Source organism: Sphingobium sp. WTD-1, from assembly GCF_030128825.1.
Taxonomy (GTDB): domain Bacteria; phylum Pseudomonadota; class Alphaproteobacteria; order Sphingomonadales; family Sphingomonadaceae; genus Sphingobium.
Window position 1 is genome coordinate 1,259,135 of record NZ_CP119127.1, and the last position, 22,268, is coordinate 1,281,402.

Genomic DNA, 22,268 nt, shown 5'->3' on the forward strand with positions numbered 1-22,268 from the left:
TTAGTTTTTGTCGGTCAGCCGGTCAAGCAGGCGCAGGCCATCGCCCGCGGGCATCGCCCCGGTGCTGTCATCATCGCTGTCACTATTGCCCTGTCGGGATCAGTCCGCGCCGGGGGCGAAGCGGGCGCGGGTCGATTGCGCGGCCTTGCGCGCTTCCTCGACCGCGGCCTCCTCGGTCGCGAACAGCAGATGGTCGATCACCGCCGCCAGATGGCCGCGCATCGCCGCGCGCGCCGCCGCCGGATCGCGCGCCCGGATCGCCTGGGCGATGACGCGATGCTCCTCGACCACCGGCGTCACCTTGGCGGCACGGGCCTTGGCGAGCAGCAGCCGGGATTCCGGCGCGCTCGCCCGCATTTCCCACAGCCGCGCGACACTGTCGACCAGCGCCGCGTTGCGCGTCGCCTGCGCGATCAGCATGTGAAACTGCTGGTCGACGGCATAGGCATCGCCATCGCGCAGATTCTCGCTGGCGATCTGCGCGACCAGCCGGTCCAGTTCGTCCAGTTCGTCCGGCCGGGCATGCAGCGCCGCCAGCGCTGCCGCCTCGCCCTCGATCGCCAGTCGCGCCTCCATCAGTTCGAAGGCGGTGATGCTGAACCGGGGCGCCTCGGTCGCCTGGCGATCGGCACCGGGAATCCGCACCACATAGGCGCCCGATCCGACCCGCACCTCGACCAGCCCCTGCACCTCCAGTGCGATGATCGCCTCGCGCACGGTCGGGCGGCTGACATCATGCTCGATCGCCAGCTCGCGCTCGGGCGGCAGCCGGTCGCCCACGGCATAGCGGCCACCCGCCAAGTCCGCGAGCAACCGCCGGGCCAGTTGCTGATAAAGGCGGCTGCCATCGCCGACGTCCGGCAGGGTCTGGGAAGAACTGGTCATGTCAGCCCCTCTCATGCGCTACTCCGTCCCGCTTTTGAAGCCCCTCAGCCGGGCAGGGCGATCATCGATATCTGCCGGCCATAATCGCTTTCCTGCGCATGGCAGGACCGACGATAGCTGAAGAAGCGATTGGCCTGGCTATAGGTGTCCTCGTCCAGCAGGCTGATCCGCCCGATCCCCGCCGCCTGCAGGCGCGACGCGACATAGGCGGCAATGTCGAACTGGCAGTGGCCCGCCCGCCCGGCGCTGAAGAATCGTGCATTGTCCGCGTCGTCCCGCTCGAACCGCTCGGCAAAGTCCAGCGTCACCTCGTAGGAAGTACGCCCTATGCAGGGGCCAATGGCGCAGGCGATGCCTTCGCGCGTCGCGCCCAGCGCTTCCATCGCCGCGATCGTCCGGTCGGTGACGCCGCTGATCGCGCCCTTCCAGCCGGCATGGGCCGCGCCGATCACGCCGGCTTCCCTGTCGGCGAACAGCACCGGCACACAGTCGGCGGTCAATATGCCCAGAATAAGCCCCGGCGTGCGGGTCACCATCGCATCCGCCTCGGGCCGCTCATCCTCGGCGATCGGCGCGGTCACGGTCACCACATCGGGCGAATGGACCTGCCGCACCGTCACCAGCGTCGCGCCGGGCAGCAGCGCGTCGCGCGCCAGATCGCGGTTGCGCAGGATCGCCAGCCGGTCGTCCTCAGACCCCAGCCCGACATTCAAACCGGCGCACACCCCCGTCGATACGCCCCCCTGTCGTCCGGCAAAGCCATGCGGGACATCGCCCAGCGCGGGCGCCCGCAGCAACTCGATCATAAAATTTCCTTCGCGCGTTCAGTGAAGAAGCATGTCTCAGAAGCGCAACATACTTGCGCATGGCGGATTAGGCGATAGTCTCCCGTCCCACAGAATAAGGGGGGGCGGCTAACGCGTCGCCCGGGCAGAAGACTCCAATAAAGGGTTTCATTGATGATTTTCGGGCGCGTTAAGCCTCTCGACGCCATATTGGCGACGGCAGAGAAAAAATCACTGCATCGCTCACTGGGCGCATTCCAGCTCACCATGCTGGGCATCGGCGCCGTCATCGGCACCGGCATTTTCGTGCTGACGGCCGAAGCCGCGCAAAAGGCGGGGCCGGGCATGATGCTCTCCTTCGTCATTGCCGGCTTCGTCTGCGCGGTCGCCGCGCTCTGCTATGCCGAAATGGCGGCGATGGTCCCGGTCTCGGGTTCGGCCTATACCTATAGCTACGCCGTGATGGGCGAACTCATCGCCTGGATGGTCGGCTGGGCGCTGATCCTCGAATATGCTGTCGCCGCCGGCGCCGTGTCGGTGGGCTGGTCCGGCTATGTGGTCGGCCTCATTGAACATACCTTCCATCTCGACATACCCGATCTGCTGACGCGCGGGCCGTTTGATGGCGGCATGGTCAACCTGCCGGCGATGCTGATCGCCTCGCTCGTCACCTGGCTGCTGGTCATCGGCACCAAGGAAAGCGCCACCGTCAACGCGGTGCTGGTCGCGATCAAGGTGTCGGCGCTGACCCTGTTCATCGTCCTGTCGGTGCCGGTCATGAACATGAAGGGCTTCACCCCGTTCATGCCGCTCGGCTTCTCGGGCGTGTCGGCCGCTGCCGCCTCGATCTTCTTCGCCTATGTCGGCTTCGACGCGGTTTCGACCGCAGCGGAGGAAACCAAGAATCCGCAGCGCAACATGCCGATCGGCCTGATCGGCTCGCTCGCCATCTGCACCATCTTCTACATGCTGGTCGCCGCCGGCGTTATCGGCACCGTCGGCGCGCAGCCGGTCTATGGCCCGGCCGGCGAAGTCCTCGCCCCCGGTTCGACCGCCTTGTCGCAGCAGTGCGCCGCGCTGGCCGCTGCCGGCACCGAAGCCGTCACCTGCTCGAAGGAAGCGCTGGCCTGGACGCTGCGTGAAATCGGCTGGCCCCAGATCGGCAACCTGCTCGGCCTCGCCGCCGGCCTGGCTTTGCCTTCGGTCATCCTGATGATGATGTTCGGCCAGACCCGCATCTTCTTCGTCATGAGCCGCGACGGCCTGCTGCCGGAACTCTTCTCGAAGGTGCATCCGACCTACAAGACGCCGCATGTCATCACCATCCTGACCGGCATCTTCGTGGCGCTGTTCGCGGCCTTCTTCCCGGTCGGCATCCTGGCGGACATCTCCAACTCGGGCACGCTGTTCGCCTTCGCCGCCGTGTCGATCGCGGTGATGCGCCTGCGCAAGACCGATGCGGACCGCAAGCGTCCGTTCCGCACCCCGGCCATCTATGTCACCGCGCCGATCGCCATCGCCGGCTGCGCCTATCTCTTCTGGAGCCTGGGCGTCGAAACCAAGCTGATGTTCGTCGGCTGGGCGACGCTCGGCCTGGTCGTCTACTTCGCCTATAGCCGCAGCCGCAGCCATGTCGGCCGCGGGATTGTCGATGTGGCGGAGGCTGGCGCGGGCATCCCGCCCCAGCCGGTGCCGCCGCTGCCGGGCGCACACACGCCGGGCGGCCAGGACGCCTGATCGGCCTGACGATCGATGGAAGGAAGGGGCGGGAAACCGCCCCTTTTTTCTTGGGTGCCGCTGCCGGCGCGACCCCTGCGACCTTTTGTCTTGGTGACAGGCGGCGGGGGCCGGGCTAGGCCGTCCCCATGGGGAGCCTGCGCGCCTATCTTCAGCAGCATCGGGGGCAAGCGCTGGCGCTTGTCCTGCTGGCGCTGTGCATGAAGGCCTTGCTGCCCGGCGGCTTCATGCTGGCGCAGCAGCAGCGCACCCTGGTCATCCAGTTCTGCCATGACGCCGCGATCGGCAGCACCGCCTCGCAACTGATCGTGCCCTTGCAGGCCGATCCCGATCATCAGCCGGCCGATGCGGCCAAGCGCACATGCCCCTATGGCGCGCTTTCCATGGCCTCGACGGGCGGCGCCGATCCGCTGATAGTAATGCTGGCGATCGCCTTCGTGCTGCTGCTCGGCTTCGCGCCGGTGCGGATACCCGCGCTCGCCCGCGTCGGCCATCTGCGTCCCCCTTTGCGCGGACCACCCGCCTGATCTGACCATGGCCGTGCCGCCGCGCGGCCTTTCTTTCAGATCAAGCGCCCCTGCCAGGAAGGTGGGCGCGCGCAAACAGGGTTTCCGATGAAGACATCTCTCGTCGCAATTGCCGCATCGCTGGCATTGCTCCCCACTCCTGTCGCCGCGCAGGACAGCCTGCCGGCTGATACCCCCACCACCGATGACGCGGCTCCCCCGCTCCAGACCCGCTTTGACGCGGCGGCGCTCGATATCGGCAGCGCGCCGCTCAACGGCGCCCGGCTCGGCAGCGGCACATTGCGCCGTCGCGCCCTGTCGAGCAGCGATACCGCCGCCATCCTTGCCAGCCTGCCCGGCGTCGCGGCCAATGGCGGCGGTGGCTTTTCCTCCATGCCGGCGCTGCGCGGCCTGACCGAACAGCGGGTCCGCATCACGCTTGACGGCATCCCGGTCGATATCGCCTGTCCCAACGACATGAACACGCCGCTTTCCTATACCGATCCGCAGACGGTCGGCAGCATCGCGGTGGTGCCGGGCGTCTCGCCGGTCAGCATGGGCGGTGACAATATCGCCGGCATCATCGCCGTCGAAAGCGCGATGCCGCGTTTCGCCGTCGATGGCGGCACCTTGGTCACGGGGGAGGCGTCCAGCTTCTATCGCAGCAATGGCGACGCCTTTGGCGGCGGCGTCACGCTGACGGTCGCGGGCAAGCGGATCAGTGCCACCTATAGCGGCTCCTACGCCCAATCCGGCAATTATGACGGCGGCGGCAACCGGGGCGTGGTGCGCTCGACCGAATATGCCAAGACCGACCATCAACTGGCGCTCGCCGCCCAGACCCGCCTCGGCCTGTTCGAGCTGAAGGGCGGCTATCATTTCTCGCCCTATGAGGGCTTTCCGAACCAATATATGGACATGACCTCGAACAAGTCCTGGTTCCTCAACGGCCGCTATCGCGGCACCTTTGCCTGGGGCGATGTCGATGCCAGCATCGGCTATCGCGACACCGCCCATCGGATGGACTTCCTCGCCGACAAGCAGCCCGGCGCCATGCCGATGAACACGCAAATCCACAGCTTCACCTCGGCGGTGAAGCTGAGCCTGCCGGTCGGCCCGCACGATACGCTGCGCGTGGGCGGGGATTATCAGCATCAGGGCATGGATGACTGGTGGCCGCCGGTTGCCGGATCGATGATGATGGGCCCCAATCCCTATATCAACATCAACAATGGCCGGCGCGACCGGCTCGGCCTGTTCGGCGAATGGGAATCGCACTGGACCGACCGGCTCTCCACCTCGATCGGCGGGCGCTTCGATCGGGTGCGGATGAATACCGGCGACGTCCAGCCCTATGGCACCGGCATGATGAACATGGCCGACGCGATGGCGGCCGAAGCCTTCAATGCGCGCAGCCATCGCCGCACCGACAATAACTGGAGCGCGACCGCGCTGGCGAGCTGGCGGGCGTCCGACCGGCTCGCCTTTGAACTCGGCTATGCGCACAAGAGCCGCGCGCCCAATCTCTACGAACGCTATGCCTGGGGCCGGGGCGCGATGGCCAGCCAGATGATCGGCTGGTATGGCGACGGCAATGGCTATGTCGGCAATCTCGACCTCAAGTCGGAACAGGCCGATACGGTCAGCGCCGCGCTGCGCCTGACGGCGAAGGGCGGGGCGACGCTGAAAATCTCGCCCTATTATACCCGCGTGAACGACTATATCGACGCGGTCCATCTTCAGGATCTGACCGACATGATGGGCATGCCCAGCGGCTTCGTGCAGCTGCAATTCGCCAATCAGGATGCCGAATTTTACGGCGTCGATGTCAGCGTCAGCGTGCCGCTCCAGCGCAGCGACCATGTCGAAACCAGCTTCACCGCCAGCGCTTCCTATGTCCATGGCCAGAATCTGTCGGACGGCGGCCCGCTCTATCGCCAGATGCCGCTCGATCTGAAGATGGGCCTTGCCCATCGCATCGACGCACTGGAACTGGGCGCCGATGTCGAATTTGTCGCCGACAAGAATCGCGTCGACGCCACCCGCAACGAACCGCGCACGCGCGGCTATGCGCTGGTCGACCTGCGCGCCGGCTATACGCTGCCGCTCTGGGCCAAGGGGCTGAAGCTGACGGTCGAGGCGAAGAATCTCTTCGACGCCGGCTATGATCTGCCGCTCGGCGGCATGTCACTGGGCGATTATGGCGCGACCGGCGTGCTGCGCCCGGTGCCGGGCATGGGCCGTTCGATCAATCTGGGCCTCAGCACGCGCTTCTGACGAACCGGCCGGGCTTGCCTGATCGGCGCGCCCGGCCCCTTGTCTCAGTCTGTTTGGAAATGCGCGGAAGAGCGCATTTCGGGTCACCGCACCGGCCCACACCCCCACCCGATCTCCCAATCAGGATACACTTTGTGGGCGGTCGGGTGGGGGTGTGGGCCGGTGCGGACTTTCCAAACAGAAAGTCAGTGCATCGCCTCATAGTCTTCTCGCAGCGCGTTGAGGTGCGGCCGGGTGAACAGCTTGCCGCGCTCCGCCCAGAAGACGATCAGCAGCGATCCCGATCCGAACACCAGCAGCCCCAGCGTGAAGGGCAGGGTGGTCCCATCGAAGGCGCGGCCGACCAGGCTGCCCAGCGCGCTCGACACCGCGGTCGTCAGGAACGCCTGGAAGGAGGAGGCAACGCCCGCCCCCTTGGAAAAGGGCTCCATCGAGATCGCGCTGAAATTGGACGCGGTGAACGCCACCGTCATCATCGTCATCGCCTGCAGGACCATGAAGGTGACGATCGTTTCCTGCCCGGCCAGGATCACCGCCAGATGCACCGCCGCGATCAGGATGAAGGCGATCAGTGCGCTCTGGCTCAGCCGCCGCGCGCCGAAGCGCGAGACCAGCCGGCTGTTGACCAGGCTGCCGATGCCCATGCTGCCGGCGATCGTCGCAAAGGCGAGCGGGAAGATCTTCTGCGCATGGAACACGTCGAAGAAGATCTGCTGCACCGACAGGATGAAGCCGATGAGGCCGCTCATCACCACGCCGCTCGCCAGCATGTAACCGATCGAGCTGCGCGTGCGGAAGATCGTGCCGACCGTCTGGATGATGGTGCGCGGGTTGATGCGGATGCGATTGTCGGGATGCAGCGTCTCGGGCAGGCGGATCGCCATCCAGCCCAGGATCGCGGTCGCCAGGATCGCCAGCACCCAGAAGATCCAGCGCCACGGCGCGATCCACAATATCGCCTGGCCGAAACTGGGTGCCATCACAGGGATCAGCATGAACACGGCGAAGATCAGCGACATGACCCGTGCCATCGCGTCGCCCTTGAACCGGTCGCGGATGATGCCGACGGTGATGACGCGGCTCGCCCCGGCAAAGAAGCCGGCGCTGGTGCGGGCGATCAGCAACATGGTGAAGCTGTGCGCCCCGGCACAGGCGATCGAGGACAGGATGAACAATATCATCGCCCCGCCCAGCACCTTCTTGCGCCCGAACTGGTCGGACAGCACGCCGAACAGCAGCGATCCCACGCCCAGCCCCATGAAATAGAAGCTGATGATCAGCTGCCGGTCATTGGGGTTGGCGATGTGAAGGTCGCGGCCGATATCGGGCAGGGCCGGCAGCATCGGGTCGATCGACAGCGCATTCATCGCCATCAGGCACGCACACAGCAGCACGAACTCGCGGAAATGAATATCCTTTGCGGCAGGCTGCGCGCCCATGGGGGAATTTTCGGCCATCACTGGCCTATGCGGACAATCGCCCGGCGGCGCCAGCCCCAACGCGCTTATTTCCGCCCCTCATCGCCCGCCTGTCGTCGCCCGCCGGGCATTAACCCTGCCGCATCCAGCCGCTTCGGGCAAACTGCGCAAATATGCCGATTTTGCCGTTAACCATTTTTTACGGCCTGCCGGGCATTCTGCCCCCACTCGCAAACCAAAGGTTGGAACATTGGGTTAGGGATACAGGGGAAGATCATGGCAAATAGTCTCAAAAGTGCGCAGTTTTTGATGGATAGTCGTATGGCCGGTGCGGCCCACGGCTCGGCAGAGGCCTGTTTCGAACTGGGCGTCGCCTATAGCTGCGGCACGGGGGGCATGCCGATCGACCTGGTCGAGGCGCATAAATGGTTCAACCTTGCGGCCCGTGGCGGCAGCGAAGCCGGCCAGAGCATGCGCGCCGAGATCGCCGAGGAAATGACCGCGCGCGAGATTGCCGAGGCCCAGCGCCAGGCCCGCGCCTGGATCGTCGCGACCGAAGTCCGCGCCGCCTGATCAGCCTTCCTTGCGGAAGGGGGTTCTTTCATTGAGCCACAGGCGGTCGCGCTGCACTTCCTCCCGCTCGGCGTCGAGGAATCCCGCCACCGCCCGGCGAAAGCTCGCATTGGGAATATGATGCGCCGAATAGGTGGGCTGCGGCGCATAGCCGCGCGCCAGCTTGTGGCCGCCCTGCGCGCCCGCCTCGACCCGGTTGAGCCCGCGCGCGATCGCCGCATCGATCGCCTGATAATAGCATAGCTCGAAATGCAGGTTGGGCACGTCCTCGCGGCATCCCCAATAGCGGCCATAGAGCGTGTCTTCGCCGATCAGGTTCAGCGCGCCTGCAACCGCCTGGCCCTCGCGCAGCGCCAGCATCAGCAATATCTTGTCCGCCATCGTCTCGCCCAGGATCGAGAAGAAGGACCGGGTCAGATAGGGCCTGCCCCATTTGCGCGCGCCGGTGTCCTGATAGAAATCCCAGAATATGTCCCAATGCGCTTCGGTCAGGGCGCCTCCGGTCAGGTGGACGATCTCCAGCCCCTCGACCGCACGCCGCCTTTCCTTGCGGATATTCTTACGCTTCTCGCTCGACAACTCGGCCAGGAAATCCTCGAACCCGGCATAGCCCTTATTGTGCCAGTGAAACTGGCTGTCCTCGCGAATCAGCCAGCCCGCCGCCTCGAACAGCGCGATCTGGTCGGGATCGACGAAGGTCGCATGCGCCGATGACAGCTCGTTGCGCTCGACCAAAGTCTCGATTCCCGCGATCAGCGCCGGCCCCAGCGTCGAATCGCGCAGCAGCAATCGGGGCCCCGGCACGGGGGAGAAGGGCGCGGCGATCTGTATTTTCGGATAATATTGGCCGCCCGCCCGCTCCCAGGCATCGGCCCAGCCATGGTCGAACACATATTCGCCCTGGCTGTGGGTCTTGGCATAGAGCGGCGCGGCCGCCGCGATCGTCCCGTCCGGCCCGTCGATGACGATCGGCAAGGGTTGCCATCCGGTGCCCGGCCCGACGCTTTCGGACCGTTCCAGTGCGGTCAGGAAATCCCAGCTGACGAACGGATTGGCGCTGCCGGCACAGGCATCCCATTGCGCCCTGGGCAGGTAGGCGACGCCACCGGCGATGCGCGCGACAAATTCGCTCATGCCATCTCCTCGAAGATGATCTGGTCGACATGGGCAGCGGCGATCGCCCGCTGCGCCGCGCTGCGCACCGTCCAGCTCAACACCGGCAGTCCCCGGCGACGGGCGGCATCGGCGAAGCGGAAGGGCAAGTCACGGATATCACAGGCCAGAAAATCGGGATTGGCCAGCCAAAGTGCAAGGGTGCGGCCGAAAAGCGCGCGCAGCCGCCCCTTATTCTGGCTGCTGCTCACCAGCCCGCGCACCATGTCCGGTCGATGTCGGGCAAACCAGCGCATCGCCAGCGGGTTGAAAGACATCACCGCCACCGGCTGGTCGCGGCCGTCGAGCGCCCTCGCCACCGCAGCGCAGATCGGCGCGACATCGCGTCCTTCGACCTTTATCTCGATCAGCAGCGGCGTCGTGATACAGGCGTCCAGCAGTGGGGTAAGGCGCGGGATCGCGCCGCCGTCGGGCAGGCGCAGCGCGTCCAGTTCTGCCGCATTGCGATCCGCCACGGCGCCCGCTTGCCCGGTCATCCGTATCAGGCTGGCGTCATGAAAGACGAAGGGGAGGCCGTCGCGGCTCAGCCGGACATCGCATTCGATGCCCAGCCCCTTGGCGATGGCGGCATCGAACGCCGCCATGCCATTTTCGCTGATGCCCGCCCGATGCAGCCCGCGATGGGCGAAGGGGCGGGCAGTCAGCCAGTCGGGCCGCTTATGCAGCGGGGCGAACCTGCACGATCGCGTCGATCTCGACGGCCGCGCCCAGCGGCAGCACCGGCACGCCGACGGCGCTGCGGGCATGCTTGCCGGCTTCGCCGAACACCGCGACCATCAGTTCCGACGCGCCATTAGCGACCTTGGGCTGGTCGGTGAAGCCCGGCGCGCTGGCGATGAAGGCGCCCAGCTTGACGATCCGCTCGACCCGGTCGAGATCGCCGCCCAGCGCCGCCTTCATCTGGGCGATGAGGTTCAGGCCACAGGCGCGCGCCGCCTCGACGCCATAGTCGAGGTCGCGGTCTTCGCCCAGCCGGCCGGTCATCAGCTGCCCGTCCTTCAGTGCGATCTGGCCGGAAATATGCAGCAGGCCGTTGACCTCGACCGCCGGCACATAGGCGGCGACCGGCGCGGCGGCGGCGGGCAGGGTGATGCCGAGTTCGGCAAGGCGGGCGTCGATGCTCATGCAATGGCTCCATTCAAGGGCGTTGAAATAGCGGGTGCCGGCCCTTCGGCCAGGCGGGCGATGATCCATTTTTCGGCGCTGGCCCAATCGTCGATCCGGGCATGGGCCTTGTCCGCGACCGGGATGTCGCCGGCGATCTCGGGCTCGCCGACCATGTGCAGCCGCCATACGCCGGGCGCATGACGCGCGACCGACGCATGATGCTCGCCCAGATCGTCGATGAACAGGGCGCAGCTCGGCTGGCGCTCGGCCAAGATATTGGCCAGCTTGCGCCCCTTGCCGCCATGGTTCCAGTGGACCGGCAAGTGCAGGCCATGGCTCGCCAGCTGCTCGATGCGCAGCTGGTGGTGGCGCTCGCCGATATTGGTCAGCACTTCGATATCGGCGATCTGTGCCAGCCGGTGCAGCGCCTCGACCGCGCCGCTGATCGGGGTCTGGCGCGCCATTTCGGTATCGAAAAAGGCGATCAGCAATTCCCACACCAGTTCGCGTTCCAGCGGGATGCCGCTGTCCTTGTGGCGCAGCGCCTCGGCAAAACCCTGTTCGCGCATGTCGAAATGCACGTCATGCGTCTCGTCCAGCCAGTGGCGGAACGGCACGACCATGTGCAGCAATACCTCGTCGCAGTCGGTGATGATCAGCGGACGGCTCATCGGCTCAGATTCTCCTTCGCGGCGATCAGGGCCGCCGGGCTGCTGTCGATCGCCTCGGCACAGGCAACCAGATCGGGTTCATGGTCGGCCAGGAAGGCCAGCACCGCGCCCAAAATCGCGCGATTGCCGACGCCGGCGCGCAACGCATCGGCATCCAGGCCGGTCAGCGCCAGCAGCCGATCGGCCCGGCGACCATCGCTCAGCGTCCATCCCATTGCCATCAATGCCAAAATTTCGGCATCGGCGGCGCTATCCGGCTTGCCATTCTGGGTCTCGGGTCGCATGATTGGCTCTCGCGGAATGGGCGGCTATAGGCGCGCACCAAGGGGCTTCTCTGGAACGCGGGTGACTCGTGGCAAAGCGCGTGCTCGTTGTCGAGGACAACGAACTCAATCTGAAACTTTTTTGCGACCTGCTGCGCGCGCACGGGCATGACGTGCTGCCGCTGCGCGACGGCCGCGACGTGCTGGCCCAGGCGCGCGAATTCGCGCCGGACCTGGTCATCACCGACATCCATCTGCCCCATGTCAGCGGCTATGACCTGATCGTGTCGCTCAAGGGCGATGACAGCCTGTCGGCGGTGCCGATCATGGCGGTCACCGCCTATGCCGGGAAGGGCGATGAGGACCGCATCCGCGCGGCCGGCGCCGACGCCTATGTGTCCAAGCCGATCTCGGTGCTGCGGTTCGTCGAACAGGTGAACGCGCTGCTGTAACCGGCCGGCAATAGCGTCACTGATGCGTCATCATTCGGTCGCTGCTCTGACATCATAGCGCAGTTTGCGCGTCATCCTCCTCTGTCACGTCATGCGCGCCAAGGGCGCGGCGGTCATGCCGACGCTCGGATGCACAGGGGTATTTTATCATGTCTCATCTGACCGACGAGGCGCGCGCGGCCTTCCGCGATGCGCAGCCCAAGATTGTTTCGGGCGAAGACAGTCTGGAAGCCATCGTCGCGGCCAATCCGGGCCGCCGCTCCGTCCTGAAGAACGGCCTGCTGGGCCTGTCCGTGCTGCCGATGCTGGGCGCGCTCGCGGCCTGCGACGATGATGACGACGACAGCACGCCGGCGCCCACGCCGACGCCGACACCTACCCCCACGCCGACTCCGACGCCCAGCTATGGCATCAACTTCACCTCGGTCGCGATCAACACCAACGACACCGTGACCGTGCCGTCGGGCTATACCGTCGATGTGCTGCTCAAGGCGGGCGATCTGGTGGAAGCCGGCACCGCCTTCGCCAACGGCACTTTCCCGACCAGCGTCAGCCAGACCGCGGCCTGGGCCGGCGGCAATCATGACGGCATGGAATATTTCGAACTGACCGGCACCGACGCCAACAGCGGCGGCCTGCTCGCGATCAACTTCGAACTGCCCGACTATAACATCCTCTTCTCCAGCGGCAGCTATAACGCGTCGACCGCCACCGCCGATCAGAAGGCGATCGCGCTGTCGGCCGTCGGCATCGCCGTGGTCGAAGTGACCAAGGGCACGGACGGCAAGTTCGCGGTCAAGGCCGGCTCGAAATATAACAAGCGCTACAGCGGCAACACCGACTATCGCGTCGGCGGTCCTGCTGCGGGCGTCCTGCCCGGCACGATCCGCGGCATGCTCAACAACTGCTCGTCGGGCCGCACTCCCTGGGGCACCTACCTCACCTGCGAGGAAACGACGAACAACTATCTCGACCCGACCCAGCCCAACACCAGCTATGGCTGGGTGGTCGAGATTGACCCGTTCCAGGAACTGGCCCCGGCGACCAAGCGCACCGCACTCGGCCGTTTCAGCCATGAAAATGTCGCCCACATGACCGACGCCAGCAATCGCGTCGCCTTCTACATGGGGGATGATTCGACGCCGGGCTGCGTCTACAAGTTCGTGCCGGACCGCGCTTTCAGCAGCAGCAACCGCGCCGCCAACACCGACCTGCTCGATTATGGCACCCTCTATGTCGCGCGCTTCAATGCCGACGGCACGGGCGAATGGCGTCCGCTGGTCCAGGGTCAGAACGGTCTGGTCGCGGGTGCCCAGGATCCGGGCAATGTCAGCCAGTCGACCACGCCGCCGACGCCGACGACGGTCAATTTCACCAACCAGGCCGATGTGCTGGTCAACACCCAGTCGGCCGCCCGCGTCGCCGGTGGCACGATCATGGACCGTCCGGAATGGATCACGGTCGCGCCCAACAAGCAGGCGATCTTCGTCACGCTGACCAACAATAGCGGCCGCCGCGTCACCGATGCGCCCGATCCGCGCGTGACCAACCTGCACGGCCATATCCTCAAGTTCCGTGAAAATGGCGACTCGCCGCTGGCGACCGCCTTCACCTGGGAAATCTTCCTGCTGGCGGGCAATCCCGCGCTCGCGGAAGATAATCTCAAGGGCAATATCAACGGCGACTATTTCTCCAGCCCTGACGGCATCCGCATCGACCCCCAGGGTCGCCTGTGGGTCCAGACCGACCATAATCTGACCGGCAATGCCGGCACGCTGAACGGCGCCGCCACCAACATGACCGGCGCCTTCGGTAACAACTCGATGTATTATATCGACCAGACCAGCAAGCAATCGAAGCGCTTCCTGGTTGGCCCGGCGGGCTGTGAGATCACCGGCATCGCCTATACGCCGGACCTCAAGAACTTCTTCATCAACATCCAGCATCCGACCGGCAACTGGCCGGTGGCGGGGCAGCAGCCGCGCTCCTCGACGATCGTGGTACGTCGCACCGACGGCCAGCCGGTCGGCAACTGACGACATTGGGCTCCCGATCTTCGGATCGGGGGCCTAGCCGGCGCGAATGCTAACAGGAAAAGGCCCGCTCCCAACAGGGACGGGCCTTTTTCGGTGCCGAAAGATCAGGCGCGCGGGCGCGAAGCCCGCAGCGGCTTACTTGATCTTGGCTTCCTTGAACTCGACATGCTTGCGCACGACCGGGTCATACTTGCTGAAGCTCAGCTTTTCGGTCGTGGTGCGCGGGTTCTTCTTGGTGACGTAGAAGAAGCCAGTGTCAGCCGTGCTGACGAGGCGGATCTTGACAGTTGCCGGCTTGGCCATGGCTTGGTCCCTGGTCTTGAAATAGCGTAAAAAGAAAAGCGGCCCTGTCGGACCGCCCCGTTTCAGCGGTGCCCCTTGGGACAGATTCGCCCCGATGTCAAGGCTCGCGCGCCCAATGGAGGCTGTGCAACAGGCTTTACGGCCCTTTAACCCTATGCACGCATGCTGCCAGGCGGGGCGCGGATGAAGGGAGATGGCTCCATGCGACATGATCCGAAACTGGCGATTCTCGCGGACCTGCTGCGGCGGGTCGACGGACTCGCCGCCCAGCGCGGCCATGTGTCGGTGCCGCGCCTGCATGACGAGGTCGACCAGATACGCCATATCGCGCGCGCCTTCCGCGTCGACAGCGTCGGCGACCTGGCCGCCACGCTCCAGTCGGTCCTCTCGCTAGACGGGCTCGATTCGGTCATCCTCTCCTATCTCGACCGGATGCGGGACGCGATCGCCGACGAACTGCCGCCGCTCGACAATATTTTGCCGCCGGCCGCCGCGCCCGCTACGGTGCATCGCCTGCACGCCTGACGGGATTTGGAATGGACGCCTTGTTGATCGCCCTGCTGGGCTGCCTGTTCGGGGAAATCGGGGACAAGGGGCAGTTGCTCGTGCTGGCGCTCGCCCATCGTTACCAGCGTGACGGGGCGATCATCGCCGGCGTCGCCGTTGCCGCCATCGCCAATGCCGCCCTTTCCGCGGCAGCGGGCGCCTGGATCGGGCCGATGCTCGGCCGTGATGCACGGCTGCTGTTCATGGCGCTGTCGGTCCTGTTCCTGGGCGTCGGCCTGCTCTGGCCGGTGAAGATGCCCGACACGCTCGACGACTGGCGCATCGGGCCGTTCCTCACCACTGCGCTGGGCGTCTTCATCCTGGGCTTTGGCGACGGCCCGCAATTCCTGATCCTGGGCATCGCCACCCGCACGACCGACCCGGCGCTGGCCGCGATCGGCGGCGCGATCGGCGTGATCGCCGCCAGCGTGCCGGTCATCCTGATGCGCGACCGGTTCCTTTCCGTGCTGCCGGTGCGCGCGATTCGCCTGGTCGGCGGCGGCATCGCCATATTGGCGGGCGCAGGCATGGCGATGAGCGCGATCGGCCGGCTCTGATCGATTCCCTTCATCAGCCTGACCGATAAATTGCCCAAAGATTTCCGACTTGCGGGGGCACCTTATTGACGGACAATCATTATATGTCCGAAATCAATTCCGCCCCAACAGGAGGACAGTGCATGACCGCCCCCGATCTCAAGACGCCCACCGACCTCAAGAGCAATGCCACCAGGTCGGTCGCAGAGGCCCTGAACGGCGCCCTGGCCGACAGCTTTGCCCTCTATCTCAAGACCAAGAATTTTCACTGGCACGTCTCCGGCCCGCATTTCCGCGACTATCATCTGATGTTTGACGAGCAGGCGACCGAGATTCTGGGCGTGACCGACCTGATCGCCGAGCGCGTGCGCAAGACTGGCAATACCACGCTGCGTTCGATCGGCGACGTCGCCCGTCACCAGAGCGTCAAGGACAATGACGCCGATTTCGTCAGCCCGGCCGACATGCTCAAGGAACTGCGCGACGACAATCTGGCGCTGGTCGAAACCTTCCGCGCGGTGAAGGCCGCCGCCACCGAGGCAGGCGACAATGCGACCGAAGGCATTGTCGACGACTGGACCGACCAGGCCGAACAGCGCGCCTGGTTCCTGTTCGAAGCCGCCCGCGGCGCCTGACTCTGAAAAGGGCCTCCCGGCAAGTCACCGGGAGGCCCTTCTATATGCGATTGCCTAAAAGCCGTTCGCTTCGAGCCTGTCGAGAAGCGGTCAGCGCTACGCCTCGTCCACCACCCCGATCGCCACGATCTCGATCGCGCCGTCCTTGCCGGCAAAGTCGACCGTCTCGCCGATTTCGGCGTCCATCATCGCGCGGGCCAGCGGTGCGGAAAAGCTGATCCGCCCCTCATGCGGATCGGCCTCGTCATCGCCGACGATCGCCACGGTCTTCTCCTGCCGGTTCAGCCGATAGGTCACCCGCGTGCCGAACGCGACCGCTTCGCCATCAGGGGCCGGGCGCAGTTCCGCCGTCGCCAGCCGCGTGCGCCAATAGCGCAGCACCCGCTTGTGCTTCTTGGCGGCTTCCTCGTCCATCGCAGCGGTGTCGATCGCTTCCAGCGTCGCCACCTGTTCCTGCGTCAGCCGCAATCCGCGCGCCGTGACCCAGTTCGGCCCCAGCGGGATCGGCAGCTCGAACTTGGGCTCCATATGCTCATCGTCGCTCTCGCGACGAAAGGCGACACTCATCTTGCCTCTCCCAATGGGGGAAGGCCGAGGTCGACGCTGTCGAAATAGGTCAACTGACCGTCCTTATAATAATCGCTGGCTGTCAGTTCCACATGCACAATGCCCATGGCGAGGGTCAGCGCCTGGATGCTGTCCACGCCAAAACTATGCCTGCGTCGGGTGCGATCCGGCCATAATATCTCATACTCGCACTTATATTCAGCCGTCGGCATCTGCACGGGCTGATAGAAACGCACCAGCATCAGCTGGCCGGCACATGAAAATTCTCGTTCGACAAAGACCGGCGATTCGCCGTCAGTCTTCATCGAACAGGCCTGCCAACTGCTCCACCATCGTGCCGCCCAATTGTTCGGCGTCCATGATGGTCACGGCGCGGCGATAATAGCGGGTGACGTCATGGCCGATGCCGATCGCCACCAGTTGCACCGGCGACCGGTTCTCGATCCAGTCGATCACCTGGCGCAGATGCCGTTCCAGATAGGTGCCGCTATTGACCGACAGGGTGCTGTCGTCGACCGGCGCCCCATCGGAAATCACCATCAATATGCGCCGCTCCTCGGGCCGGGCGATCAACCGCGCATGCGCCCACAGCAGCGCCTCGCCGTCGATATTTTCCTTCAGCAGCCCTTCGCGCATCATCAGGCCCAGATTCCTGCGCGCCCGGCGCCAGGGTTCGTCGGCCTTCTTGTAGATGATGTGGCGCAGGTCGTTGAGCCGCCCCGGCATCGGCGGACGCCCCGCCGCCAGCCAGTCCTCGCGGCTCTGTCCGCCCTTCCAGGCGCGCGTGGTGAAGCCGAGGATTTCGGTCTTCACGCCGCAGCGTTCCAGCGTGCGGGCCATGATGTCGGCGCTGATCGCGGCGATGCTGATCGGTCGGCCGCGCATCGAGCCGCTATTGTCGATCAACAGGGTGACGACGGTATCGCGAAACTCCGTGTCGCGCTCGATCTTGTAGGTCAGCGACCGGGTCGGGTCGATCACGATCCGCGCCAGCCGCGCCGCGTCGAGAATCCCTTCCTCCTGGTCGAAATCCCACGACCGCAGCTGCTGTGCCATCAACCGGCGCTGCAACCGGTTGGCAAGCTTGGTGACGGCCCCCTGCAAGGACACAAGCTGCTGGTCCAGGAAACCGCGCAGCCGGTTCAGCTCATCCTCGTCGCACAGGTCGTCGGCGGTGACGACCTCGTCATGCTTCTGGGTATAGGATTTATAGTCGAAGCCGGGGGGCAGGTCGGATGTCGGCCGATTGGGCCGCACCGGCATCATGCCTTCCTCGCCCATATCGTCGGCGCCGTCTTCCGCGTCGGCGTCGAACTCCTCGCTATAGTCGGTGTCGCCCTCTTCGGTCTCACCGCCCTGATCCTCGGACCGGGCCTCGGCGTTCATGTCGCTGTCGCCCGATTCCTCCTGGCCGGAATCGCCTTCTTCCTGCTCTTCCTCCTTATCCTCGCCCTCATCCTCGGGCTCGGGGTCGTCGGTTTCGGGCGGCACGTCGGCATCGACCAGTTGCAGATGCTCCAGCATCGCCTGGGTCAGCTTCTGGAAGGCGCGCTGATCGTCGATGGCGAGGCCCAGCGCATCCAGGTCGCTGCCCGCCTTGTCCTCGATCCACTGGTCGACCAGCTTCATCGCCGGCTGCAATTCCTCGGGCACGGCCTGGCCGGTCAGCCGTTCGCGCACCTTGAGCGCCAGCGCGGTCGACAGCGGCACTTCGTCCGCCGCCCGTGCCCGGCGGATCGGGTCGGACTTCAGGCGCATCGCCAGCGCCTCGTTCAGGTTCGCGCGCACGCCATCCAGCGCCCGCGAACCGATCGCCTCGACCCGCGCCTGCTCGACCGCGTCGAACACTGCGCGCGCCACCGCTTCCCCCGGCGCCATCGCATTATGCAGCTTGGCATTATGGTGGCGCAGCTTCAGCGCATTGGCGTCGGCAAAGCCACGCGCCAGCGCCACCTGATCGGCGGGCAAAGCGCGGCTGGGCGTCGGCACCTTGATCGCCTTGCCCACCATGTGCGGCGTGTCGGCGGTGAAGCTCACCTCCACCTCCGCGTCGCGCGTCATCGCCCGCGCGGTACCGGCCAGCACATCCTTGAAGGCATCGAGGGGGGAACGTTCGGTCACCGGCCCTCCGGATCGCGCACGCGCGGCACGGCGACGGTCTCGATCTGGGTCTCGACCTCGGTCATCAGCTTGTGGACCGGGCATTTGGCCGCGACAGCGATCAGCCTGTCATGCTGCTCGTCGCTCATCGGCCCGGTCACGGCGATACGAGTGGTCAGCCTGTAGATGCCGGCCCGCTCCTGGCTGGCATCGCGCACCACGCCGACATGGATATTCTCGACCGGAATGCCGTTGCGCTGCGCATACCAGAGCATGGTCATCGCCTTGCACGCACCCAGCGCCGAATCATACATGTCATGGGGGTCCGGCCCGGCGTCATGGCCGTCCGGCGCCGACATGTCGGCGACGATCTCATGCCCCCGGATGCTGATCCGGTGCGCACTGCCGCCATTGGGGTCGATCCGTTCGACGACGATCATGGGTCTGCCCTTTCGTTCAAGGGGCCGTGCGAAGGTTCAGTTCGCGCGGCTCGCCACGCTCTCGGGCAGATCCTTGCCAAAGACGCGCTGATAATATTCCGCCACCAGCGGCCGTTCCGCCTCATCGCACTTGTTGAGGAAGGACAGGCGGAAGGCGAAGCCGACATCCTTGAAGATCAGCGCATTCTGCGCCCAGCTGATCACGGTTCGGGGCGACATCACGGTCGAGATATCGCCGTTGATGAAGCCCTGGCGGGTCAGTTCCGCCACCTTGATCATGCTCTCGACCTCCTTGCGGCCGCCCTCATGGTCGTACTCGCCGGACTTGGCCAGTACCACCTGCGCCTCGGTCGCGGCGGGCAGGTAGTTCAATGCCACCACCAGGTTCCAGCGGTCCATCTGACCCTGGTTGATCTGCTGCGTGCCATGATAGAGGCCGGTCGTGTCGCCCAGGCCGACCGTGTTGGCGGTCGCGAACAGGCGGAAATGCGGGTTCGGCCGGATCACGCGATTCTGGTCGAGCAAGGTCATCTTGCCATCGGTTTCCAGCACGCGCTGGATCACGAACATCACGTCCGGGCGGCCGGCATCATATTCGTCGAACACCAGGGCGACCGGGCGCTGCAGCGACCAGGGCAGCAGGCCTTCCTTGAATTCGGTGACCTGCTGGCCGTCCTTCAGCACGATCGCGTCGCGCCCGACCAGGTCGATACGGCTGATATGCGCGTCCAGGTTGATGCGGATGCACGGCCATTTCAGGCGCGCGGCGATCTGTTCGATATGGCTCGACTTGCCGGTGCCATGATAGCCTTGCACCATCACGCGGCGGTTGAAGGCGAAGCCGGCCAGGATCGCCAGCGTGGTGTCCGGGTCGAACACATAGGCGGGGTCGAGGTCGGGCACGCGCTCGTCGGCCTGGGAAAAGGCCGGAACCTTCATGTCGATGTCGATGCCGAACATCTCGCGCACATCGACCTCCCGGTCGGGCGCCTCCATCAGCGTCTCGGAACGGGCATCGGGCTGGATGTTGGAAATGTCGGTCATGTCGTCATCATCTTCCTGCGAGTCACTCTCGCCCTAAACGATAGGGCAAGGGTGTGTCGAGACAGTGGGGGCTCATCATTCAGCGATCAAGCGGCCCATTCGGTCAGATTGGCCTCCTGTCCGACCAGTGCCAGTCCATGGGCGATCGATGTCAGCTCGCCGCCGGTCGCGATCCGGTCGCGGCCGAAACGGCGGAAGAAGATATCGCGGATCGCCGGGATCAGCGACGATCCGCCGGTCAGGAACACCCGGTCGATGCTTTCCGGGGCGACATTGGCCTTGGCCAGCGCCTTGTCGACGGTCGCCTCGATCGCGGCGATGTCGGCCGCGATCCAGCGCTCGAAATCGGCGCGTGCAACCTCGGTCTCGATTCTGATGCCGCCACCCTCGAAGCGGAAGGTGGCATTGTCCGCGTCGGACAGGGCCCGCTTCAGTGCGCCGACCGCATCATAGAGCGGATAGCCCAGTTCCTTCTCGATCACCGTGATCATCCGGCCGATCGCGGCGGGATCGCGCGCCGCCTTCTGCAATTTGGCCAGCTCGTCCATCGTCCGCCGGTTGCGCATCAGCGCCAGGCGCGACCAGTCGGCGAAATCGGCGAAATAGCTGCGCGGTATCTCCAGCTCCTTGCCGAAGGAGGTGTAGGCGCCGCCCTTGCCCAGCATCGGCAGCACCAGCTGGTCCATGATGCGATAATCGAACCGGTCGCCGGCCAGGCCGATGCCCGACGATCCCAGCGGCACGCAGCGCCGCGCCGCGCCCGGCGCCTCGACCCGCACCAGTGAAAAGTCGCTGGTGCCGCCGCCGAAATCCGCGACCAGGATGGTCGCCGCGCTGTCGAGCCGGCTGGCATAGCTGAATGCCGCGCCCAGCGGCTCATAGACATAATGGATCTCGCTGCCGAAGCCGGCGAACATCGCATCATAGCGCTGCCGGGCCAGCGCCTCGTCGGGCCGGGCGCCGGCATATTCGACCGGCCGGCCGACGACGATCCGCTCGGGGCGCTTGTCCAATGTCCCATCGGCATGGCCGATCATCTTTCCCAGGAACATCTGTCCCAGTTCCTCGAAGCGATAGCGTTTCTCGAAGATGCTGGCGCTCTCGAAGATCGGACTGGCCGCCACCGACTTGAAGGATTGCAGGAACCGGCTGTCTTCGGGAAATTCCAGATATTCGCTGATCGCCCAGGGGCCGGCTTCATGCGCCATGCCGCCCTTCACATGGCTGTCGTGCCAGAAGCACAGGGCAGACCGGAACACCGCGCCGGTCGCCTGCGCACCGGCAAATTCGACCAGTTCCGACTGGCCGGCATCGGCGATGGCGGCGACGCTGTTGGTCGTGCCGAAATCAAGGCCCAGCGCGCGGGGCTGATCCTGCATGGGGTCTCTCCGGGAAAATCGAGGGCCGGGCGCTATGGCAGCGTCATTCCCACCCGGCAAGGCCATCCTGTCCTACATCGGGGGCTGATGCTAGACCGGATAAGGCTGGGCAGGCGCGCGCAGCAAGATTTCCAACTCTTGTAACTTGATGTCAAAATAAGCGGGAAATATGCGAAGTTAAGCGAACACCGGCGCCTTGCGCAGATGGCCATAGGCCTCGATCACGTCCTGCAACTGCCCCTCCTTGGTGCGGTCGCCGCCATTATGGTCGGGATGATAGCGGCGCAGCAATTCGGTATAGCGGGCGCGCAGCGCCTTGCGGTCGGCGTCGATCGGCAGGCCCATCACCGACAGCGCCTTGCGATCCTCGGATGACAGGAACTGGCCGTCCTGCCGCACCTGCGCATCGGCCCGTGCCTTGGCCACCCTTTCCTTGAACTTGGCGCCGATCGCGTCGAGCGGGTCCTGGAAGTCCGACCATTTGGGCGGCGGGCTGGCAGCATTGCTGGAAAAGGCGCGGGTCTCCCGCTCCCAACCGGCATAGGGGCGCTGGGCCGCGGCAATCTCCTCCGGGCTCATGCCGGTGAAGAAATTATAGCCCTGGTTGAAGGCGCGGACATGGTCCAGGCACAGCCAGCGCCATTGCGGCCCCTCCTGATGCGACCGGTGGCCTTCCTGCAATGGCGCGCGAAATTCGCCCGGTTCCGGGCAACCGGGCACGGCGCAGGGGCGGTCGCTTTCCACGCGGCCATGGAAACGGTTGAAACGACGGGTCGAGAAGGGATCGCTGCTCAAGATTGTCCTGATGGAATGGCTGGCAAAGCAGCCTATATAG

At 65.3% G+C, this 22,268-nt stretch carries 25 protein-coding genes; 9 read left to right on the forward strand and 16 right to left on the reverse strand.

The window, feature by feature from the left end:
- Positions 1–99: 99 nt before the first annotated feature.
- Positions 100–885 (reverse strand): FadR/GntR family transcriptional regulator, encoded by a 786-nt coding sequence (locus N6H05_RS06235; protein ID WP_284113111.1) that lies wholly within the window; start codon positions 883–885, stop codon positions 100–102.
- Positions 886–929: 44 nt separating this feature from the next.
- Entirely contained in the window at positions 930–1,691 is a 762-nt protein-coding gene (gene pgeF, locus N6H05_RS06240; protein WP_284113112.1) for a peptidoglycan editing factor PgeF, read from the reverse strand.
- A gap of 153 nt (positions 1,692–1,844) precedes the next feature.
- On the opposite strand from pgeF, the gene N6H05_RS06245 reads away from it, so the two are divergent.
- The 3 genes from N6H05_RS06245 to N6H05_RS06255 all read left to right on the forward strand — a co-directional run bounded on the left by N6H05_RS06245 (position 1,845) and on the right by N6H05_RS06255 (position 6,190).
- The gene (locus tag N6H05_RS06245) at positions 1,845–3,407 is read left to right on the forward strand and encodes an amino acid permease (RefSeq protein WP_284113113.1); all 1,563 of its coding nucleotides are present in this window, start codon (positions 1,845–1,847) and stop codon (positions 3,405–3,407) included.
- Positions 3,408–3,535: 128 nt separating this feature from the next.
- Complete coding sequence (locus tag N6H05_RS06250; RefSeq protein WP_284113114.1) at positions 3,536–3,934, forward strand: DUF2946 family protein; 399 nt, start codon at positions 3,536–3,538, stop codon at positions 3,932–3,934.
- 87 nt (positions 3,935–4,021) lie between these two features.
- Positions 4,022–6,190, forward strand: a complete 2,169-nt coding sequence (locus N6H05_RS06255) for a TonB-dependent receptor (protein WP_284113115.1) — start codon at positions 4,022–4,024, stop codon at positions 6,188–6,190.
- A 185-nt stretch (positions 6,191–6,375) separates the two neighbouring features.
- On the opposite strand, the gene N6H05_RS06260 is transcribed toward N6H05_RS06255, so the two are convergent.
- Positions 6,376–7,647: a multidrug effflux MFS transporter gene (locus tag N6H05_RS06260; RefSeq protein ID WP_284113116.1), complete on the reverse strand. Its 1,272-nt coding sequence runs from the start codon at positions 7,645–7,647 to the stop codon at positions 6,376–6,378.
- Between the two features lie 237 nt (positions 7,648–7,884).
- On the opposite strand from N6H05_RS06260, the gene N6H05_RS06265 reads away from it, so the two are divergent.
- Positions 7,885–8,181: an SEL1-like repeat protein gene (locus N6H05_RS06265; protein WP_029547874.1), complete on the forward strand. Its 297-nt coding sequence runs from the start codon at positions 7,885–7,887 to the stop codon at positions 8,179–8,181.
- Here N6H05_RS06265 and N6H05_RS06270 read toward each other — a convergent pair whose 3' ends face one another.
- The 5 genes from N6H05_RS06270 to N6H05_RS06290 all read right to left on the reverse strand — a co-directional run bounded on the left by N6H05_RS06270 (position 8,182) and on the right by N6H05_RS06290 (position 11,416).
- Positions 8,182–9,315 carry a GNAT family N-acetyltransferase gene (locus N6H05_RS06270; protein WP_284113117.1) on the reverse strand — a complete coding sequence of 378 codons (1,134 nt, stop codon included), beginning with the start codon at positions 9,313–9,315 and terminating at the stop codon, positions 8,182–8,184.
- Positions 9,312–9,938, reverse strand: a complete 627-nt coding sequence (locus N6H05_RS06275; RefSeq protein ID WP_284113118.1) for a glycerophosphodiester phosphodiesterase family protein — start codon at positions 9,936–9,938, stop codon at positions 9,312–9,314. Before N6H05_RS06275 ends, N6H05_RS06270 begins: the two co-directional genes overlap by 4 nt.
- A gap of 73 nt (positions 9,939–10,011) precedes the next feature.
- A complete protein-coding gene (locus N6H05_RS06280) occupies positions 10,012–10,479 on the reverse strand; it encodes a RidA family protein (RefSeq protein ID WP_007715324.1) in 468 nt (155 codons plus the stop codon).
- A complete protein-coding gene (locus N6H05_RS06285; protein WP_048938545.1) occupies positions 10,476–11,132 on the reverse strand; it encodes a hypothetical protein in 657 nt (218 codons plus the stop codon). The genes N6H05_RS06280 and N6H05_RS06285 overlap by 4 nt, the downstream gene beginning before the upstream one ends.
- Positions 11,129–11,416, reverse strand: a complete 288-nt coding sequence (locus tag N6H05_RS06290; protein ID WP_037509952.1) for a DUF3572 domain-containing protein — start codon at positions 11,414–11,416, stop codon at positions 11,129–11,131. Before N6H05_RS06290 ends, N6H05_RS06285 begins: the two co-directional genes overlap by 4 nt.
- Before the next feature lie 68 nt (positions 11,417–11,484).
- Here N6H05_RS06290 and N6H05_RS06295 point away from each other — a divergent pair, with 68 nt between their 5' ends.
- Both N6H05_RS06295 and N6H05_RS06300 read left to right on the forward strand, forming a co-directional pair.
- Positions 11,485–11,847 carry a response regulator gene (locus N6H05_RS06295; protein WP_004208955.1) on the forward strand — a complete coding sequence of 121 codons (363 nt, stop codon included), beginning with the start codon at positions 11,485–11,487 and terminating at the stop codon, positions 11,845–11,847.
- A gap of 149 nt (positions 11,848–11,996) precedes the next feature.
- Entirely contained in the window at positions 11,997–13,883 is a 1,887-nt protein-coding gene (locus N6H05_RS06300) for a PhoX family protein (RefSeq protein WP_284113119.1), read from the forward strand.
- Positions 13,884–14,018: 135 nt separating this feature from the next.
- Here N6H05_RS06300 and rpmG read toward each other — a convergent pair whose 3' ends face one another.
- A complete protein-coding gene (rpmG, locus tag N6H05_RS06305) occupies positions 14,019–14,186 on the reverse strand; it encodes a 50S ribosomal protein L33 (protein WP_004208953.1) in 168 nt (55 codons plus the stop codon).
- A 201-nt stretch (positions 14,187–14,387) separates the two neighbouring features.
- On the opposite strand from rpmG, the gene N6H05_RS06310 reads away from it, so the two are divergent.
- The 3 genes from N6H05_RS06310 to N6H05_RS06320 all read left to right on the forward strand — a co-directional run bounded on the left by N6H05_RS06310 (position 14,388) and on the right by N6H05_RS06320 (position 15,903).
- Positions 14,388–14,711, forward strand: coding sequence for a hypothetical protein (locus N6H05_RS06310; protein ID WP_017501942.1), 324 nt, complete (start codon positions 14,388–14,390; stop codon positions 14,709–14,711).
- Positions 14,712–14,722: 11 nt separating this feature from the next.
- Positions 14,723–15,289, forward strand: a complete 567-nt coding sequence (locus N6H05_RS06315; RefSeq protein WP_284113121.1) for a TMEM165/GDT1 family protein — start codon at positions 14,723–14,725, stop codon at positions 15,287–15,289.
- A gap of 122 nt (positions 15,290–15,411) precedes the next feature.
- Entirely contained in the window at positions 15,412–15,903 is a 492-nt protein-coding gene (locus tag N6H05_RS06320) for a Dps family protein (RefSeq protein WP_284113122.1), read from the forward strand.
- 96 nt (positions 15,904–15,999) lie between these two features.
- On the opposite strand, the gene N6H05_RS06325 is transcribed toward N6H05_RS06320, so the two are convergent.
- The 7 genes from N6H05_RS06325 to N6H05_RS06355 all read right to left on the reverse strand — a co-directional run bounded on the left by N6H05_RS06325 (position 16,000) and on the right by N6H05_RS06355 (position 22,228).
- Entirely contained in the window at positions 16,000–16,470 is a 471-nt protein-coding gene (locus N6H05_RS06325) for a GreA/GreB family elongation factor (protein ID WP_284113123.1), read from the reverse strand.
- Positions 16,467–16,775 (reverse strand): DUF6968 family protein, encoded by a 309-nt coding sequence (locus N6H05_RS06330; RefSeq protein ID WP_284113124.1) that lies wholly within the window; start codon positions 16,773–16,775, stop codon positions 16,467–16,469. The genes N6H05_RS06325 and N6H05_RS06330 overlap by 4 nt, the downstream gene beginning before the upstream one ends.
- On the reverse strand, positions 16,765–18,591 hold the full coding sequence (gene cobT / locus N6H05_RS06335; protein ID WP_284113125.1) for a cobaltochelatase subunit CobT: 1,827 nt from the start codon (positions 18,589–18,591) through the stop codon (positions 16,765–16,767). The genes N6H05_RS06330 and cobT overlap by 11 nt, the downstream gene beginning before the upstream one ends.
- On the reverse strand, positions 18,588–19,010 hold the full coding sequence (locus N6H05_RS06340; RefSeq protein ID WP_284113126.1) for an OsmC family protein: 423 nt from the start codon (positions 19,008–19,010) through the stop codon (positions 18,588–18,590). Before N6H05_RS06340 ends, cobT begins: the two co-directional genes overlap by 4 nt.
- Positions 19,011–19,046: 36 nt before the next feature.
- Positions 19,047–20,054, reverse strand: coding sequence for a cobaltochelatase subunit CobS (cobS, locus tag N6H05_RS06345; protein WP_004208944.1), 1,008 nt, complete (start codon positions 20,052–20,054; stop codon positions 19,047–19,049).
- Positions 20,055–20,140: 86 nt separating this feature from the next.
- Positions 20,141–21,433, reverse strand: coding sequence for an Hsp70 family protein (locus N6H05_RS06350; protein ID WP_284113127.1), 1,293 nt, complete (start codon positions 21,431–21,433; stop codon positions 20,141–20,143).
- 177 nt (positions 21,434–21,610) lie between these two features.
- Positions 21,611–22,228 carry a J domain-containing protein gene (locus N6H05_RS06355; protein WP_284113128.1) on the reverse strand — a complete coding sequence of 206 codons (618 nt, stop codon included), beginning with the start codon at positions 22,226–22,228 and terminating at the stop codon, positions 21,611–21,613.
- Positions 22,229–22,268: the final 40 nt, after the last annotated feature.

Bases quoted from the DNA above. Each gene is read 5' to 3' on its own strand.
- N6H05_RS06235 (WP_284113111.1), bottom strand. From the start codon at position 885: ATGACCAGTTCTTCCCAGACCCTGCCGGACGTCGGCGATGGCAGCCGC.
- pgeF (WP_284113112.1), bottom strand. From the start codon at position 1,691: ATGATCGAGTTGCTGCGGGCGCCCGCGCTGGGCGATGTCCCGCATGGC.
- N6H05_RS06245 (WP_284113113.1), top strand. From the start codon at position 1,845: ATGATTTTCGGGCGCGTTAAGCCTCTCGACGCCATATTGGCGACGGCA.
- N6H05_RS06250 (WP_284113114.1), top strand. From the start codon at position 3,536: ATGGGGAGCCTGCGCGCCTATCTTCAGCAGCATCGGGGGCAAGCGCTG.
- N6H05_RS06255 (WP_284113115.1), top strand. From the start codon at position 4,022: ATGAAGACATCTCTCGTCGCAATTGCCGCATCGCTGGCATTGCTCCCC.
- N6H05_RS06260 (WP_284113116.1), bottom strand. From the start codon at position 7,647: ATGGCCGAAAATTCCCCCATGGGCGCGCAGCCTGCCGCAAAGGATATT.
- N6H05_RS06265 (WP_029547874.1), top strand. From the start codon at position 7,885: ATGGCAAATAGTCTCAAAAGTGCGCAGTTTTTGATGGATAGTCGTATG.
- N6H05_RS06270 (WP_284113117.1), bottom strand. From the start codon at position 9,315: ATGAGCGAATTTGTCGCGCGCATCGCCGGTGGCGTCGCCTACCTGCCC.
- N6H05_RS06275 (WP_284113118.1), bottom strand. From the start codon at position 9,938: ATGGCGGCGTTCGATGCCGCCATCGCCAAGGGGCTGGGCATCGAATGC.
- N6H05_RS06280 (WP_007715324.1), bottom strand. From the start codon at position 10,479: ATGAGCATCGACGCCCGCCTTGCCGAACTCGGCATCACCCTGCCCGCC.
- N6H05_RS06285 (WP_048938545.1), bottom strand. From the start codon at position 11,132: ATGAGCCGTCCGCTGATCATCACCGACTGCGACGAGGTATTGCTGCAC.
- N6H05_RS06290 (WP_037509952.1), bottom strand. From the start codon at position 11,416: ATGCGACCCGAGACCCAGAATGGCAAGCCGGATAGCGCCGCCGATGCC.
- N6H05_RS06300 (WP_284113119.1), top strand. From the start codon at position 11,997: ATGTCTCATCTGACCGACGAGGCGCGCGCGGCCTTCCGCGATGCGCAG.
- rpmG (WP_004208953.1), bottom strand. From the start codon at position 14,186: ATGGCCAAGCCGGCAACTGTCAAGATCCGCCTCGTCAGCACGGCTGAC.
- N6H05_RS06310 (WP_017501942.1), top strand. From the start codon at position 14,388: ATGCGACATGATCCGAAACTGGCGATTCTCGCGGACCTGCTGCGGCGG.
- N6H05_RS06315 (WP_284113121.1), top strand. From the start codon at position 14,723: ATGGACGCCTTGTTGATCGCCCTGCTGGGCTGCCTGTTCGGGGAAATC.
- N6H05_RS06320 (WP_284113122.1), top strand. From the start codon at position 15,412: ATGACCGCCCCCGATCTCAAGACGCCCACCGACCTCAAGAGCAATGCC.
- N6H05_RS06325 (WP_284113123.1), bottom strand. From the start codon at position 16,470: ATGAGTGTCGCCTTTCGTCGCGAGAGCGACGATGAGCATATGGAGCCC.
- N6H05_RS06330 (WP_284113124.1), bottom strand. From the start codon at position 16,775: ATGAAGACTGACGGCGAATCGCCGGTCTTTGTCGAACGAGAATTTTCA.
- N6H05_RS06340 (WP_284113126.1), bottom strand. From the start codon at position 19,010: ATGATCGTCGTCGAACGGATCGACCCCAATGGCGGCAGTGCGCACCGG.
- cobS (WP_004208944.1), bottom strand. From the start codon at position 20,054: ATGACCGACATTTCCAACATCCAGCCCGATGCCCGTTCCGAGACGCTG.
- N6H05_RS06350 (WP_284113127.1), bottom strand. From the start codon at position 21,433: ATGCAGGATCAGCCCCGCGCGCTGGGCCTTGATTTCGGCACGACCAAC.